The following is a 13863-nucleotide window of genomic DNA, read 5'->3' on the forward strand; positions in this document are numbered from 1 at the left end:
AGGACTTTAATCGTCTCTACTCATTTATATAGTATTAATAATATTAATTTAGGCTGCTATTGAGAGTGGGAAATGTTTAAAATAACGGTCTGCTTATTAACGTTTAATTCTGAAAGATTATTGCATGATGTTATCCCGCCTCTTTTGAAAATAGCGGATGAAATTGTCGTGGTCGATTCTGGCAGTACGGACAAAACACGATATATTTGTGAAAGCTTTGGACTGCAACCCGTCTATAAAAAATTTGTCTGGCATGGGGAGCAGATGAACCATGCCATATCCTTAGCCAGCCATGACTGGGTCCTGTGCATCGACAGCGACGAAATACTTGACCAGGAAACGGTTAATGCCGTTTTAACGTTAAAAGCAGGCGATGAGCCTGACCCCGGAATGGCATGGCGAATATGCCGCCACTGGTTTGTTCTGGGTGAAGAAGTCCGGACGATTTATCCTGTTTCATCTCCCGATTATCCTGTGCGTCTTTTTAACCGTAACCAGTCCCGGTTTAATAACAGACCGGTAGACGATCAGGTCGAAGGTTTTCTCCGTTGTGAACGTATTCCGGGTTATGTAAAACATGATACGTTTCCCACGCTGCATGAGCTTTTTAACAAATTAAATTGTTATACAACTCGCCTGGTTCAACATCAAAAAATACGGCCCTCTATTGGGCGCGGCGTAATCAGCGCCCTAGGGGCTTTTTTCAAATGGTATCTGTTTAGCGGCGCCTGGCGTAAGGGCAAAGTGGGGGTGGCGACGGGACTGTATGCCACAGCCTATAGCTTTTTAAAGTATTTCAAATCCTGGTATCAGCATCAGGAAAAAAAAGAGTCCGTTGCTAACGAGCATACGGACTCTCAGATTGCGAAATAAGCGTCAGGCTTTCTTACCCCATCCCTGCCACTGCTGCTGGACGTATTTCACCAGGGTGCTGTTACTGATGCTGTCTCCGATGACGGAGAAGAAGCGGGTCGCATAGACCGGTTCAGGCGGTTGCTTAGGTACACAGCGCTTCACGCCGCGGAACGGATTACGCGGCGCTGTCGGGACGGGCTGCGCAGAATTTGGTGTAGAGGTATCTACCTGCGGCTCGTTCAGCAGATCGCTCGGACGCACCAGCGTGATATCGGCAGGCAAGGTCGGCAGCATCTGCTGCAGGACGCGAACGGTAGACGGGTGTGGGTGACCGATGGCGATGGCTGAGCCATTGCGGCGGGCCAGCTGTACCGCGCGATTAAACTGCATGCGGATATCGGCTTCGTTCTGGGTATCATCCAGGAACACCTTGCGCTTAATCACCTTTACGCCCGTTCCCTGAGCGGCACGCATCGCCTGGCTGTTGCCGATGGTCATGCTGTCGAGGAAGTAGAGATTGTAACGCTCCAGCGCCTGCATCACTTTGAGCATCCCGTACAGGCTTGATGTCATCGCGCTGCCCATATGGTTGTTCAGCCCTACGGCATACGGCACTTTGTTGTAGGCGTCGCGGATGATGCGCTCGATCTCCTCGCTGCTCATGTCCGGGCGCAGGGTATCTTTTTCCAGCGGCTGCTTGCTGAGCGGGGCCATCGGCAGGTGGATCAGCACCTGATGACCGCTGCTGTGGGCTTTGGTCGCCATTTCGCGCGCGTGGGGCGCATTTGGAAGAACGGCGACAGAGATGGCCGACGGCATCGCCAGCACCTGATTTTCATAGTGCGGACGATAACCGAAGTCATCAATCACGATAGCGAGTTTACCTGCGTATACCGGTGCAGCCAGCGCCAGCGCGCTGACGACGGAGAAAACCATTCGACGAAATTGAAGCAAAACTTATCTTCCCAACCACGGCTGTGGATTGACCGCCTGACCCTGGCGACGAATTTCGAAATAGAGTGACGGGCGGCCCTGACCGCCACTGCTGCCCACAAGGGCGATGGGTTGGCCTGCGCGCACCTGCGTGCCGACGCTGACCAGCGCGCTCTGGTTGTAGCCGTAAAGGCTCATATCACCTTTACCGTGTTCGACCACGACCACAAGTCCGTAACCCTGCAGCCAGTCGGCCAGAATCACGCGGCCATCGGCAATGGCTTTTACTTCGCTACCTTCAGACGCACCGATAACTATCCCTTTCCAACGTAGCTCACCCTGCAGCTGTTCGCCATAACGATGCAGAATTGAACCGCGAACGGGCCAGAAAGCCTGACCGCGAGGAGAGCCCAAACCGCCGGTACGCGACATAAGAGAACGCTCGCTCTCGCTTGGCTTGTAGGTAGTCCCTTTGCGGGAGGCTTCCTGCTGCTTGTCGCGAACGGCCTGCGCCTCGCGAGCCTCTTTTTCGGCGCGCGCTTTCGCCGCCGCTTCCGCACGGGCGATGCTGTTACGCAGTTTTGATTCGTTGGCGCGCATTTCGCTGAGCTGGCTCTGACCTTCCTGAATGGAGGATTCAAGGCCGGAAAGGGTTTTCTTACGCTCGTTGCGAGCCTGCTCAAGCTTCGCCTGCTGGGCCTGCTGATCGTAGAGCAGAGTTTGCTGCTGGCTCTGTTTCTCTTCCAGCTCGGCTTTTTGCGTGGAGACCTCTTCGCGCGTCTGCTTCAGCTGCGCGATCGTCTCCTGACGCGCCTGGTTGAGATAGCCAAAGTAGGCCTGCAGGCGCTGGCCGCGCTGGCTCTCTTCGCCGCTGAGGATCAGCTGGAGTCCGGTATGTTCACCCTGGCGGAATGCGGCATCAAGCTGTGCGGCAAGATTGCGCTCCTGCGCATCGCGCTGGCGCTCCAGTTTGGCAATCGATGCGTTCATCTCGTCGATCTGCTTGTTCAACAGAGCGAGGGTGTTTTGCGTTTCACGGAGTTTACGCGCGGCGGCGGAGATCGCCTCTTCCTGCTGCTTAAGCTGGGCGAGGAGGGCAGAGCGCTGCTGCTGCTGCTGGCGTACCGCACGCTCTTTGGCGGCGATATCGGCCTGAATGGATTTCAGCTGGTCGCGGTCATCCGCGTGGGCGGATGCGGCGCACAGCAATACGCCAGCGCTGAGTGCGCTGGCGTAAAACAGAGGTCTGACTGATAACCTAAGCGGCTTCACGACCCATGTGATTGAAAAAATCGCCTTTCCCCTCATGGGGAGCGATTATTCCACGATGAACAGCGGCTTACCAGTCATCTCTTCAGGGATCGGCATACCCATCAGCGACAGCATGGTTGGCGCGATGTCAGAAAGCTTGCCGCCTTCCACTGCTTTCAGTGATTTATCACCCACATAAATCAGCGGAACAGGCAGGTTAGTATGGGCCGTGTGGGCTTGGCCGGTCGCCGGGTCGCGCATCTGTTCAGCGTTACCGTGGTCAGCGGTAATCAGCAACTGGCCGCCGACGGATTCAACCGCTTTCGCAACCTGCTCAACGCAGTGGTCCAGCGCTTCAACCGCCTTCACTGCCGCTTCCATCACCCCGGTATGCCCAACCATGTCGCCGTTCGGGTAGTTACAGATGATGGTGTCGTACTTACCGCTCTCGATGGCCGCAACCAGTTTTTCAGTCAATTCTGCAGAGCTCATTTCTGGCTGCAGATCGTAGGTAGCGACTTTCGGAGAGTTTATCAGAATGCGGTCTTCGCCTTTGAACGGCTCTTCAACGCCGCCGTTAAAGAAGAAGGTCACGTGCGCGTATTTTTCAGTTTCGGAAATACGCAGCTGCGTTTTGTCGTTCTTCGCCATCCACTCGCCGAAGGTATTTGCCAGCGATGCCGGTGGGTAAGCGCAAGGCGCTTTGATGTCTGCGGCGTATTCGGTCAGCTGGATGAAATCGAGTTTCACCACTTTCTTACGGGCAAAACCGTCGAAGTCGCTGTTGACGAAAGCACGGGTAATTTCACGCGCGCGGTCAGCGCGGAAGTTCATGAAGATCAGCGCGTCGCCATCTTCCATGGCGGCGTCGGCCTGGCCTTCAGCGCGAATGACGGACGCTTTGACGAATTCGTCGTTTTCATCACGTGCATAGGCCGCTTCCAGCGCTTCAACGGCGGTCGCGAACTGGAACTCACCTTTTGCCTGGGTCATCAGGTCATAGGCCTGTTCAACGCGATCCCAGCGGTTGTCGCGGTCCATAGCGTAGTAACGGCCAATGATGGACGCTACGCGGCCTTTACCCAGCGCGGCGAATTTCTCTTCGAAGGCCTGCAGAGAGCCTTTTGCGCTGCGTGGTGGCGTATCGCGACCGTCCAGGAAGGCGTGCAGATAGATTTTTTCCGCACCGCGCTCGGCGGCCAGTTCAACCATCGCCATGATGTGATCTTCGTGGCTGTGAACGCCGCCCGCAGAGAGCAGGCCCATGATGTGTACGGCCTTGCCAGCGGCAACGGCTTTATCGACCGCGCCAGACAGCGTTGGGTTGGAGAAGAAGGTGCGTTCTTTGATTTCAACGTCCAGACGCGTCAGATCCTGATACACAATACGCCCGGCGCCCAGGTTTACGTGACCGACTTCGGAGTTGCCCATCTGGCGGTCCGGCAGGCCCACTTCCAGGCCAGACGCGTCAATCAGCGTATGCGGACGTTTCGCCCACAGGGCATCCATGACCGGGGTTTTGGCGTTGAAAATAGCGTTATCCTGGCTATCTTCACGGTAGCCATAGCCATCCAGAATCACCAGTACCATAGGTTTTTTAGAAACCGACATTGCGACAACCTCATGCTCAAGAGTCAAAATTTGCGTAATTTTACTACAGCTGAATCGATCAAATAGCCGCAGAAGATCAAAGAAAGCGCAGGGGCAAGATGTTCACCAGACCATTTTGAGGCATTTTTTTAGGTGGCATGCCGCAGAAAATGGATTAGGTTATGGTCGCTGGCTGTATTTGCCAGAACGCACAGGTATACTCCTGTCCTGGTTTTTTTTATCACTTAGTCGGGAGTAGTTACCCTCCATGCAAGAAATTATGCAATTCGTTAGCCGCCATCCGGTTCTGAGCATCGCGTGGATTGGCCTGCTGGCTGCTGTGCTGTTCACCACATTTAAGAGCCTGACGTCTAAAATTAAGGTTATCACCCGTGGTGAAGCGACGCGTCTGATCAACAAAGAAGATGCCGTCGTGGTCGATCTGCGTCAGCGTGACGATTTCCGCAAAGGTCACATTGCGGGCGCAATCAACCTGCTGCCAGCTGAAATCAAAGCGAACAACGTCGGTGAGCTTGAGAAACACAAAGCCCAGCCGATTATCGTTGTCGATGCGACCGGCATGCAGGCACAGGAATCTGCCAGCGCGCTTCATAAAGCAGGCTTCGAAAACGTAACGGTGCTGAAAGAAGGTATTTCCGGCTGGAGCGGGGAAAATCTTCCTTTGGTACGCGGTAAATAAGGAGTTCAGTCATGGCCAATATTGAGATCTATACCAAAGCGACGTGCCCGTTCTGTCATCGTGCGAAAGCGCTGCTGAACAGCAAAGGCGTCACGTTCCAGGAACTGCCGATTGACGGTGACGCGATTAAACGCGAAGAGATGATCAAACGTAGTGGTCGCACGACGGTTCCGCAGATTTTTATTGATGCGCAGCACATTGGCGGCTGTGATGACTTGTATGCGCTCGACGCCCGTGGTGGACTCGATCCGCTGCTGAGCTAAGAGACTTTAGGACAATTAAAAAGGGTATTTCCATGTCAGAACAAAACAACACCGAAATGACTTTCCAGATCCAGCGTATCTACACCAAGGACGTCTCTTTCGAAGCGCCAAATGCGCCACATGTTTTCCAGAAAGACTGGCAGCCAGAGGTTAAACTTGATCTGGATACCGCATCTACCCAGCTGGCTGATGACGTGTATGAAGTCGTGCTGCGTGTGACCGTTACCGCGTCCCTGGGCGAAGAAACTGCATTCCTGTGTGAAGTTCAGCAGGGCGGCATCTTCTCTATCGGCGGTATCGAAGGCAACCAGATGGCGCATTGCCTGGGTGCGTACTGCCCGAACATTCTGTTCCCGTATGCGCGTGAATGCATCACCAGCCTGGTTTCTCGCGGTACATTCCCGCAACTGAACCTTGCGCCAGTTAACTTTGATGCGCTGTTCATGAACTATCTGCAGCAGCAAGCTGGCGAAGGTGCTGAACAACATCAGGATGCCTGATGAGCACTGTTAATGCGTCAATGACTGTGATCGGTGCCGGCTCATACGGCACCGCTCTTGCCATCACGTTGGCAAGAAATGGTCACGATGTGGTCCTGTGGGGCCACGACCCAAAACATATCGCAACGCTGCAACGCGACCGTTGTAACGTGGCGTTTCTTCCGGACGTTCCGTTCCCTGACTCCCTGCACCTTGAAAGCGACCTTGCGACCGCGCTGGCGGCCAGCCGCAACATTCTGATTGTGGTTCCGAGCCATGTATTTGGCGACGTGCTGCGTCAGATTAAGCCGCTGATGCGCCCGGATGCGCGCATTGTCTGGGCGACAAAAGGACTGGAAGCCGAAACCGGACGCCTGCTGCAGGACGTTGCCCGCGAAGCGCTGGGTGATGCGATCCCGCTGGCGGTCATCTCCGGCCCGACCTTTGCCAAAGAGCTGGCCGCTGGCCTGCCGACGGCGATTTCGCTGGCCTCCACCGATCGGGCCTTCTCCGACGATCTTCAACAGCTGCTGCACTGCGGTAAGAGCTTCCGCGTCTACAGCAACCCCGATTTTATCGGCGTGCAGCTGGGCGGTGCGGTGAAGAACGTGATTGCGATTGGGGCAGGGATGTCAGACGGCATTGGTTTTGGTGCCAATGCGCGTACGGCGCTGATCACCCGAGGGCTGACCGAGATGTCCCGCCTGGGCGAAGCGCTGGGTGCCGATCCGGCCACCTTTATGGGGATGGCTGGCCTGGGCGACCTGGTGCTGACCTGTACCGACAACCAGTCTCGTAACCGCCGCTTTGGCATGATGCTCGGACAGGGCAGCGATGTTAAAAGCGCGCAGGAGAAGATTGGTCAGGTGGTTGAAGGCTACCGCAATACCAAGGAAGTCCGCGAGTTGGCGCACCGTTTCGGTGTCGAAATGCCAATAACCGAGGAAATTTATCAGGTATTGTATTGCGGAAAAAATGCGCGCGAGGCAGCATTGACCTTATTAGGTCGTGCGCGCAAGGACGAGCGCAGCAGTAACTAGTCGGAACCGTTGTCACCTGAATGACCCAGCCAGCGCAGAACTGGCTGGTCATTAACTATCGTCTGGAGTAAGCAATGCCGTGTGAAGAACTGGATATCGTCTGGAACAATATTAAAGCCGAAGCCCGGGCGCTTGCCGACTGCGAGCCTATGCTGGCCAGTTTCTACCACGCAACGCTACTTAAGCACGAAAACCTCGGCAGTGCGCTGAGCTATATGCTCGCCAACAAGCTGGCTTCCTCGATCATGCCCGCTATCGCTATTCGTGAAGTGGTGGAAGAGGCTTACGCTGCAGACCCGGAAATGATCGCCTCTGCCGCCTGCGATATTCAGGCCGTGCGCACGCGTGACCCGGCGGTCGATAAATATTCTACGCCGCTGCTGTACCTGAAAGGCTTCCACGCCCTGCAGGCTTACCGCATCGGCCACTGGCTGTGGAATGAAGGCCGCCGCGCGCTGGCGATCTTCCTGCAAAACCAGGTTTCCGTGACGTTCCAGGTCGATATTCACCCGGCTGCGAAAATTGGCCGCGGGATCATGCTCGACCACGCCACCGGGATTGTCGTCGGGGAAACGGCGGTCATTGAAGATGACGTCTCGATCCTGCAGTCGGTTACCCTGGGCGGTACCGGTAAAACCAGCGGCGATCGCCATCCGAAAATCCGTGAAGGGGTGATGATTGGCGCGGGTGCCAAAATCCTTGGCAATATCGAAGTCGGGCGCGGCGCGAAGATTGGCGCAGGCTCCGTGGTGCTCCAGCCCGTACCGCCGCATACCACCGCCGCTGGCGTACCGGCGCGCATCGTCGGTAAACCAGACAGCGACAAGCCGTCCATGGACATGGATCAGCACTTCAACGGCATTCACCATACCTTCGAGTATGGCGACGGCATTTAACTTCTGAGAATGGCGCCCGGATATCCCAGCTGGCGCCAGGCTTCATACACCACCACCGACACCGCGTTCGATAGGTTCATGCTGCGGCTGTCCGGCATCATCGGAATACGGATTTTCTGCTCAGCGGGCAGGGCATCCAGGATCGTGGCCGGCAGGCCGCGGGTTTCCGGGCCAAACATCAGATAGTCACCTGCCTGATAGCTCACGGCGCTGTGCGCTGGCGTGCCTTTGGTGGTCAGGGCGAACATGCGCTGCGGCTTCTCTGCTTCCAGAAACGCAGCGTAATCGTGATGGCGAACGACGGCGGTAAATTCATGATAATCCAGCCCTGCGCGACGCAGGCGTTTGTCGTCCCACGTAAAGCCCATCGGCTCAATGATATGCAGACGAAAACCGGTGTTGGCACACAGGCGGATAATATTGCCGGTATTCGGCGGAATTTCTGGTTCGAATAAAACGATGTTAAGCATGCTGCCCCCTTAATTGCGGGGGCAGAATAGCAGAAAAGAGAGGAACTACGCGACGCCGGGTTCCTGCGAGCGGCTGTACAGCATTTTGTAGACGGTTGCCGCAGCGGCCACCAGAGCGGGCACGCTGAGGATCATTAAAATACTGTCTGCCTGCCACTGCATAGCGAGAAGCTGGGCGCTGGTCATGGTTCCCGCCACGCCGCCAAAGCGGCCGATCCCCTGCATCCAGGCGATGCCCGTCGCGCGGCACTCGGTAGGGTAAAAGGTGGCGGCCAGGGTTTGCATGCCCGATTGCGCGCCGTTCATCGCGATCCCCATCAGGAAAATCAGCCCGCCAAACAGGGCGATATGGTTATGCTCAATGCCAAGCAAAAGAATGAGGCCCATTGTCAGCACGAAACCACACGCGACCACTTTATGCGCTTCCCAGCGGTCCATCATCCAGCCCGCGAGCAGAATGCCTGCGGTGCCGCCGAAGGTGAACAGCGAGGTGAGCCAGGCGGATTCCGCCAGCGCATAGCCCATCTCCTGCATCAGCGTTGGCATCCAGCTAAGCAGGACGTAGTAAATCACCAGCCCCATAAAATAGGTCACCCACAGCATCAGGGTGCCGGGCAGCCAGGGCATGGAAAAGAGCTGCGACACGCTCCCTTTTTTAGAGGCGAGCTTCTCCTCCGCCAGGAAGAAGCCCGTGACGCTATCCAGCGTGCTGCGGGCGAACCGGCTGGCGATACGGCTGACCTGCATGACGTCTTTCCCGCGCTGCACCAGAAACTTCACGGACTCCGGTAAAAACAGCGCCAGCAGCAGCGTTAAAATCAGCGGCGCAATCGCGCCGGTCAGCAGCACGCTTCGCCAGCCGTGGTGGGGGATAAGCCAGGAAGAGATCGCGCCGCCGCCCGCCGCACCGAGAGGGAAGCCGCAGTACATAGTATTAATCGCCATGGCGCGGCAGCGCTGGGGGGCAAACTCGGAGATCAGCGTGATGGCGTTAGGCATTGCGGCACCGAGGCCCAGGCCCGTCAGAAACCGCCACAGCGTGAGCGTATTCAGACTTTGCGCCCAGGCCGTCCCCAGGCTCGCAAGGCCGAAGAACAGGCACGAAAAAACCAGCACGCGCTTGCGCCCCATCCGGTCCGATACCGGACCGGCAATCAGCGCGCCCAGCGACAGCCCCAGCAGCGCAGCGCTCAGCACCGGCCCTAGATCCTGTTTATGGATCCCCCATTCTGCCGACAGCGTGGGCGCAATGTAGCCCATCGCCGCCGTATCAAAACCATCGATCGCCAGAACCAGAAAGCCCAGCACAATGAGCAGCCAGTGAAACCCTGAAAAGGGACTCTCATCGATCACCTGCTGAATATCCACCTTACCTGAATACGCCATACGCTCCCCTCCGATCTGATGTTGTTTTTGTGTTCTTGTATTTGCTTGTCTATACAATTGCGGACGGCAGGTGGATGTCAAATTTTCTTATCCAATATGTTATCTGGATGTTATTTTTGGCGTAAAAAAGCGCCCGAGGGGAAAATCGGGCGCGAGAAAAAGGTGTATTAACGGAGGAGAATTTAGGCCGCGTTTCCCTGAGCAAGTGGCGCCAGCGCCGCCGGTAATTTGCTTAACTCCTGCACCAGAGAATCCTTACTGATTTCGCTAATCGTTCTTGCACCTGTCAGCGTCATCGCCACCTTCATCTCTTTTTCGATCAGGTTGAGCAGATTCGCCACCCCTGCCTGGCCCGCCGTCGCCAGCGCATACAGATACGCGCGCCCCAGCAGCACGCTGTCGGCGCCCAGCGCAATCATACGCACCACGTCCAGCCCGTTGCGGATGCCGCTGTCGGCCAGGATCGCAATATCGCCTTTCACCGCATCGGCGATGGCCGGCAGGGCGCGTGCGGAGGAGAGCACCCCGTCAAGCTGGCGTCCGCCGTGGTTAGAGACCACAATCCCGTCTGCGCCAAAGCGCACCGCATCGCGGGCATCTTCCGGATCGAGGATCCCTTTGATTACCATCGGGCCGTCCCAGAACTCGCGGATCCACTCCAGGTCTTTCCACGAGATCGACGGATCGAAGTTGTTCGCCAGCCAGCCAATGTAATCCTCCAGTCCGGTCGGTTTACCGAGGTATGCCGAGATATTGCCCAGATCGTGCGGACGACCGTGCAGGCCGACATCCCAAGCCCACTGCGGGTGAGTAACCGCCTGCCAGTAGCGGCGGAGCGCAGCATTCGGGCCGCTCATGCCGGAGTGGGCATCACGATAGCGCGCGCCGGGCGTCGGCATATCGACGGTAAAGACCAGCGTGGAGCAACCCGCCGCTTTGGCGCGCTCGAGCGCGTTACGCATAAAGCCGCGATCGCGCAGGACGTACAGCTGGAACCACATCGGGCGCTTGATGGTCGGGGCGACCTCTTCAATCGGGCAGACGGACACGGTGGAAAGGGTAAACGGAATGCCTTTGGCATCCGCTGCCGCTGCCGCCTGCACTTCACCGCGGCGGGCATACATGCCGCATAAGCCTACAGGCGCGAGCGCCACGGGCATGGAGAGCGTTTCGTTGAACAGCTTTGTCTCAAGGCTCAGGTCAGACATATTCTTCAGCACGCGCTGGCGCAGAGCCACCTCCGACAGATCTTCCACGTTGCGGCGCAGGGTGTATTCGGCATACGCCCCGCCGTCGATATAGTGGAACAGGAACGGGGGCAAAATGCGCTGCGCCGCGGCGCGATAGTCACTGGCTGCTGAAATGATCATGCTTTGTTCTCCCTGGAAATATCACTGTCGCCAGGCAGACGGGTAATACGCGCCTGTCGGGCCTGGTCTTCATCGAATCGTTTAATGGTGGTGTGCACGAAACCGAGATGCGCCATCATCGCTTTGCGCGCGGCCTCGGCATCACCGGCCAGAATGGCGTTGAGCACCGCCTCGTGTTGTTCGGTCAGCTGGGCAAACACCGGCGGAACCAGATACATGCGCTGGCGGCTCTGCTTCACGGAGGATTGCAGCAGGTCGAAGAACCCGCGCATGGTCTGAAGCAGCACCACGTTGTGCGACGCCTCGGCAATCGCCAGGTGAAAACGGACGTCCGCCTGGGAGGCGATATCCGGGTCGCTGCTTTGCGTGGCCTCAAAGCAGGCGATGAGTTTCTCTTTGTCGGCGTCGGTTGCCCGCATGGCCGCGTGCCAGGCGGTACTGGTTTCGATGGCGTGACGCGCTTCAAGGATGTCGAAGCTGTAGTCCGGGTCGTTCTCCATCAGCGTCTTCAGCGGCTGCACGATGTTTTGCTCGGACCAGTCGTCATGCTGCCAGCGCACAAAGGTGCCGCCGCCGCGACGGCTCACCAGCACACCTTCGCTGACCAGCGTCGCCAGCGCCTCGCGCAGTGAATTGCGCGACACGCCAAGCTGGGTGGCAAGCTGGCGTTCGGCGGGCAGCTTCATGCCCGCTTCCAGCTGTTGTTCTTCAATCAGCGCCCGCACGCGAGAGGCAATCTCGTCGGACAGGCGTCTGGGCATCACTATCATGGGATCATCCAGGTTAAGACATAGGCCTGCAGGGTGGTGATCACCCCGACCATGCAGGTGAATATCAGGCTGTGTTTCACGGTAAAGCGGAACAGATCCGACTCTTTACCGACCAGTCCCACCGCCGCACAGGCAATGGCGATGGATTGTGGAGAGATCATTTTCCCGGTCACGCCGCCGGTGGTATTCGCGGCCACCAGCAGGACGTCCGACACGCCAATCTGCTGGGCTGCCGTGGCCTGCAGCGCGGCAAACAGGGCGTTAGACGAGGTATCGGAACCGGTCAGGAACACCCCCAGCCAGCCGAGGAACGGCGAGAAGAAGGTGAAGGCGTGGCTGGTATGGGCCAGCGCCAGCGCCAGCGTCGATGACAGGCCGGAGTAGTTCGAGATAAACGCGAACGCCAGCACCATGCCGATGGAGTAAATCGGCAGCATCAGCTCTTTAATGGTCGCGGCAAAGGTCTGCACCGCGGCCGCAGGCTTCATGCGCAGCCACACCACGGAAAGGATAGCGGCAAACAGGATGGCGGTACCGGTGGCGGAGAACCAGTCGAATTTATAGACCGCGGCATACGGCGTGGCGGCGTGTACCACCGGCGGCATACGGGCGACCATCTTGTCGAGGAACGGCACGGAAATATTAATCACCATGTCATACAGCACCCCGCCCGGCGCGAACAGGGCTTTAAACGGCGGAATGCTCCACAGGGTGACCGTTGCGGTCAGGAACAGGAACGGCGACCAGGCGCGGATCACCTGTCCCGCGGTATAGCCCGTACGCGCCAGGTTTTGATCGACCTGCGAGGCGCCCATGTCGGCGAAGCGGAAGATACGCACCGGCTGCCAGCGTTTCAGGAACAGCGTCAGACAGACCAGCGACACCAGCGAAGAGATGATGTCCGGCAGTTCCGGGCCGAGGAAGTTCGAGCTGAGGTACTGGGCAATCGCGAACGAACCGCCCGCCACCATCACCGCAGGCCAGGTCTCCTTCACGCCGCGCCAGCCGTCCATAATCGCCATGATCCAGAACAGGACGATAATGGTCAGGAAGGGCAGCTGGCGGCCAACCATCTGGCCGATCTCGAAGCTGTCCAGCCCGGTGACCTGTCCGGCCACCAGAATTGGAATACCCATCGCGCCAAACGCAACCGGCGCGGTGTTCACAATCAGGCACAGGCCCGCGGCATAGAGCGGGTTAAAGCCCAGACCCACCAGCAGCGCGGCGGTGATCGCCACCGGTGCGCCAAAGCCTGCCGCACCTTCCAGAAACGCCCCGAAGGAGAAGCCGACAATCAGCATCTGCAGGCGCTGGTCCGGCGTGATGGAAAGAATCGACGAGCGGATTATGTCGAACTGCCCGGTTTTCACCGAGATTTTATAGACAAACACCGCGGCGATGATGATCCACGCAATCGGCCACAGGCCGTAGAAGAAACCGTAGACGACGGAGGCCAGCGCGCGATCGACCGGCATTTTGTAGAAGAACAGCGCCACCAGCAGGGCGATGGCAACGGTATACGTAGCGGCAAGGTAGCCCTTCAGCTTGAGCTTAATCAGCGCAAAGAAGAAGAACAGGATCGGAAGCGATGCGATCAGGCTCGACAGCCAGATATTTCCGGCCGGGTCGTAGTTTTGTTGCCAGAGGCTCATGCAGGTCTCCTGGGGACCAGACAGCCTGCGCTGCGGGTGAGTCTCCGCTCAACTCTGCGTCACAGGTTGTGTAAAAGTGGTCCTGCCAATGTTGTGTTGTAGGGTTAATGACAATGAATGGTTAACCAAATGTTATGAGTGGGCAATGAGTTTGTGAGCGGAAATAATGGAATTGTGAACCGGGGAAGGATTGGTTGCGCTATTGGTT

The 13863-nt window shown here is 57.4% G+C and carries 14 protein-coding genes; 6 read left to right on the forward strand and 8 right to left on the reverse strand.

All coding sequences use genetic code 11. The annotated features are described in order from the left end of the window. The first annotated feature begins 72 nt into the window (after positions 1-72). Positions 73-873: a glycosyltransferase family 2 protein gene (locus NUX24_RS17225; RefSeq protein WP_257833055.1), complete on the forward strand. Its 801-nt coding sequence runs from the start codon at positions 73-75 to the stop codon at positions 871-873. Positions 874-876: 3 nt separating this feature from the next. Here NUX24_RS17225 and NUX24_RS17230 read toward each other — a convergent pair whose 3' ends face one another. The 3 genes from NUX24_RS17230 to gpmM are packed head-to-tail and all read right to left on the reverse strand — an operon-like array spanning position 877 to position 4650. Beyond that, positions 877-1809, reverse strand: a complete 933-nt coding sequence (locus tag NUX24_RS17230; protein ID WP_257833057.1) for a divergent polysaccharide deacetylase family protein — start codon at positions 1807-1809, stop codon at positions 877-879. A gap of 3 nt (positions 1810-1812) precedes the next feature. Further along, complete coding sequence (envC, locus tag NUX24_RS17235) at positions 1813-3072, reverse strand: murein hydrolase activator EnvC (RefSeq protein ID WP_257833121.1); 1260 nt, start codon at positions 3070-3072, stop codon at positions 1813-1815. A 33-nt stretch (positions 3073-3105) separates the two neighbouring features. Continuing rightward, entirely contained in the window at positions 3106-4650 is a 1545-nt protein-coding gene (gpmM, locus tag NUX24_RS17240) for a 2,3-bisphosphoglycerate-independent phosphoglycerate mutase (protein WP_047651775.1), read from the reverse strand. A 247-nt stretch (positions 4651-4897) separates the two neighbouring features. On the opposite strand from gpmM, the gene NUX24_RS17245 reads away from it, so the two are divergent. The 5 genes from NUX24_RS17245 to cysE all read left to right on the forward strand — a co-directional run bounded on the left by NUX24_RS17245 (position 4898) and on the right by cysE (position 8007). Next, complete coding sequence (locus NUX24_RS17245) at positions 4898-5329, forward strand: rhodanese-like domain-containing protein (protein WP_023309913.1); 432 nt, start codon at positions 4898-4900, stop codon at positions 5327-5329. Positions 5330-5340: 11 nt separating this feature from the next. Further along, positions 5341-5592 carry a glutaredoxin 3 gene (gene grxC / locus NUX24_RS17250; RefSeq protein ID WP_023309914.1) on the forward strand — a complete coding sequence of 84 codons (252 nt, stop codon included), beginning with the start codon at positions 5341-5343 and terminating at the stop codon, positions 5590-5592. Between the two features lie 32 nt (positions 5593-5624). Further along, a complete protein-coding gene (secB, locus tag NUX24_RS17255) occupies positions 5625-6092 on the forward strand; it encodes a protein-export chaperone SecB (protein ID WP_003860835.1) in 468 nt (155 codons plus the stop codon). Continuing rightward, positions 6092-7111, forward strand: a complete 1020-nt coding sequence (gpsA, locus tag NUX24_RS17260) for an NAD(P)H-dependent glycerol-3-phosphate dehydrogenase (RefSeq protein ID WP_126330459.1) — start codon at positions 6092-6094, stop codon at positions 7109-7111. The genes secB and gpsA overlap by 1 nt, the downstream gene beginning before the upstream one ends. A gap of 74 nt (positions 7112-7185) precedes the next feature. Then, positions 7186-8007 (forward strand): serine O-acetyltransferase, encoded by an 822-nt coding sequence (gene cysE, locus NUX24_RS17265; protein WP_008502718.1) that lies wholly within the window; start codon positions 7186-7188, stop codon positions 8005-8007. On the opposite strand, the gene trmL is transcribed toward cysE, so the two are convergent. The 5 genes from trmL to lldP form a co-directional block, all read right to left on the reverse strand. Further along, complete coding sequence (trmL, locus tag NUX24_RS17270; protein WP_033147028.1) at positions 8004-8477, reverse strand: tRNA (uridine(34)/cytosine(34)/5-carboxymethylaminomethyluridine(34)-2'-O)-methyltransferase TrmL; 474 nt, start codon at positions 8475-8477, stop codon at positions 8004-8006. The genes cysE and trmL overlap by 4 nt on opposite strands. A gap of 45 nt (positions 8478-8522) precedes the next feature. Then, the gene (locus NUX24_RS17275; RefSeq protein ID WP_257833063.1) at positions 8523-9863 is read right to left on the reverse strand and encodes an aromatic acid/H+ symport family MFS transporter; all 1341 of its coding nucleotides are present in this window, start codon (positions 9861-9863) and stop codon (positions 8523-8525) included. Between the two features lie 182 nt (positions 9864-10045). Next, entirely contained in the window at positions 10046-11233 is a 1188-nt protein-coding gene (lldD, locus tag NUX24_RS17280; RefSeq protein ID WP_047651772.1) for an FMN-dependent L-lactate dehydrogenase LldD, read from the reverse strand. Next, the gene (gene lldR / locus NUX24_RS17285; protein WP_257833065.1) at positions 11230-12003 is read right to left on the reverse strand and encodes a transcriptional regulator LldR; all 774 of its coding nucleotides are present in this window, start codon (positions 12001-12003) and stop codon (positions 11230-11232) included. The genes lldD and lldR overlap by 4 nt, the downstream gene beginning before the upstream one ends. Continuing rightward, a complete protein-coding gene (gene lldP, locus NUX24_RS17290) occupies positions 12000-13655 on the reverse strand; it encodes an L-lactate permease (protein ID WP_257833067.1) in 1656 nt (551 codons plus the stop codon). Before lldP ends, lldR begins: the two co-directional genes overlap by 4 nt. Between the last annotated feature and the right edge of the window lie 208 nt (positions 13656-13863).

Source organism: Enterobacter sp. HG048 (assembly GCF_024702055.1).
Classification (GTDB): Bacteria; Pseudomonadota; Gammaproteobacteria; order Enterobacterales; family Enterobacteriaceae; genus Enterobacter; species Enterobacter dykesii.

What these genes read in the sequence shown, in the direction of transcription:
- lldR (WP_257833065.1), bottom strand. Translation starts at nt 12,003, where the DNA reads ATGATAGTGATGCCCAGACGCCTGTCCGACGAGATTGCCTCTCGCGTG.
- NUX24_RS17225 (WP_257833055.1), top strand. Translation starts at nt 73, where the DNA reads ATGTTTAAAATAACGGTCTGCTTATTAACGTTTAATTCTGAAAGATTA.
- secB (WP_003860835.1), top strand. Translation starts at nt 5,625, where the DNA reads ATGTCAGAACAAAACAACACCGAAATGACTTTCCAGATCCAGCGTATC.
- trmL (WP_033147028.1), bottom strand. Translation starts at nt 8,477, where the DNA reads ATGCTTAACATCGTTTTATTCGAACCAGAAATTCCGCCGAATACCGGC.
- grxC (WP_023309914.1), top strand. Translation starts at nt 5,341, where the DNA reads ATGGCCAATATTGAGATCTATACCAAAGCGACGTGCCCGTTCTGTCAT.
- gpsA (WP_126330459.1), top strand. Translation starts at nt 6,092, where the DNA reads ATGAGCACTGTTAATGCGTCAATGACTGTGATCGGTGCCGGCTCATAC.
- NUX24_RS17245 (WP_023309913.1), top strand. Translation starts at nt 4,898, where the DNA reads ATGCAAGAAATTATGCAATTCGTTAGCCGCCATCCGGTTCTGAGCATC.
- lldP (WP_257833067.1), bottom strand. Translation starts at nt 13,655, where the DNA reads ATGAGCCTCTGGCAACAAAACTACGACCCGGCCGGAAATATCTGGCTG.
- NUX24_RS17275 (WP_257833063.1), bottom strand. Translation starts at nt 9,863, where the DNA reads ATGGCGTATTCAGGTAAGGTGGATATTCAGCAGGTGATCGATGAGAGT.
- lldD (WP_047651772.1), bottom strand. Translation starts at nt 11,233, where the DNA reads ATGATCATTTCAGCAGCCAGTGACTATCGCGCCGCGGCGCAGCGCATT.
- cysE (WP_008502718.1), top strand. Translation starts at nt 7,186, where the DNA reads ATGCCGTGTGAAGAACTGGATATCGTCTGGAACAATATTAAAGCCGAA.
- gpmM (WP_047651775.1), bottom strand. Translation starts at nt 4,650, where the DNA reads ATGTCGGTTTCTAAAAAACCTATGGTACTGGTGATTCTGGATGGCTAT.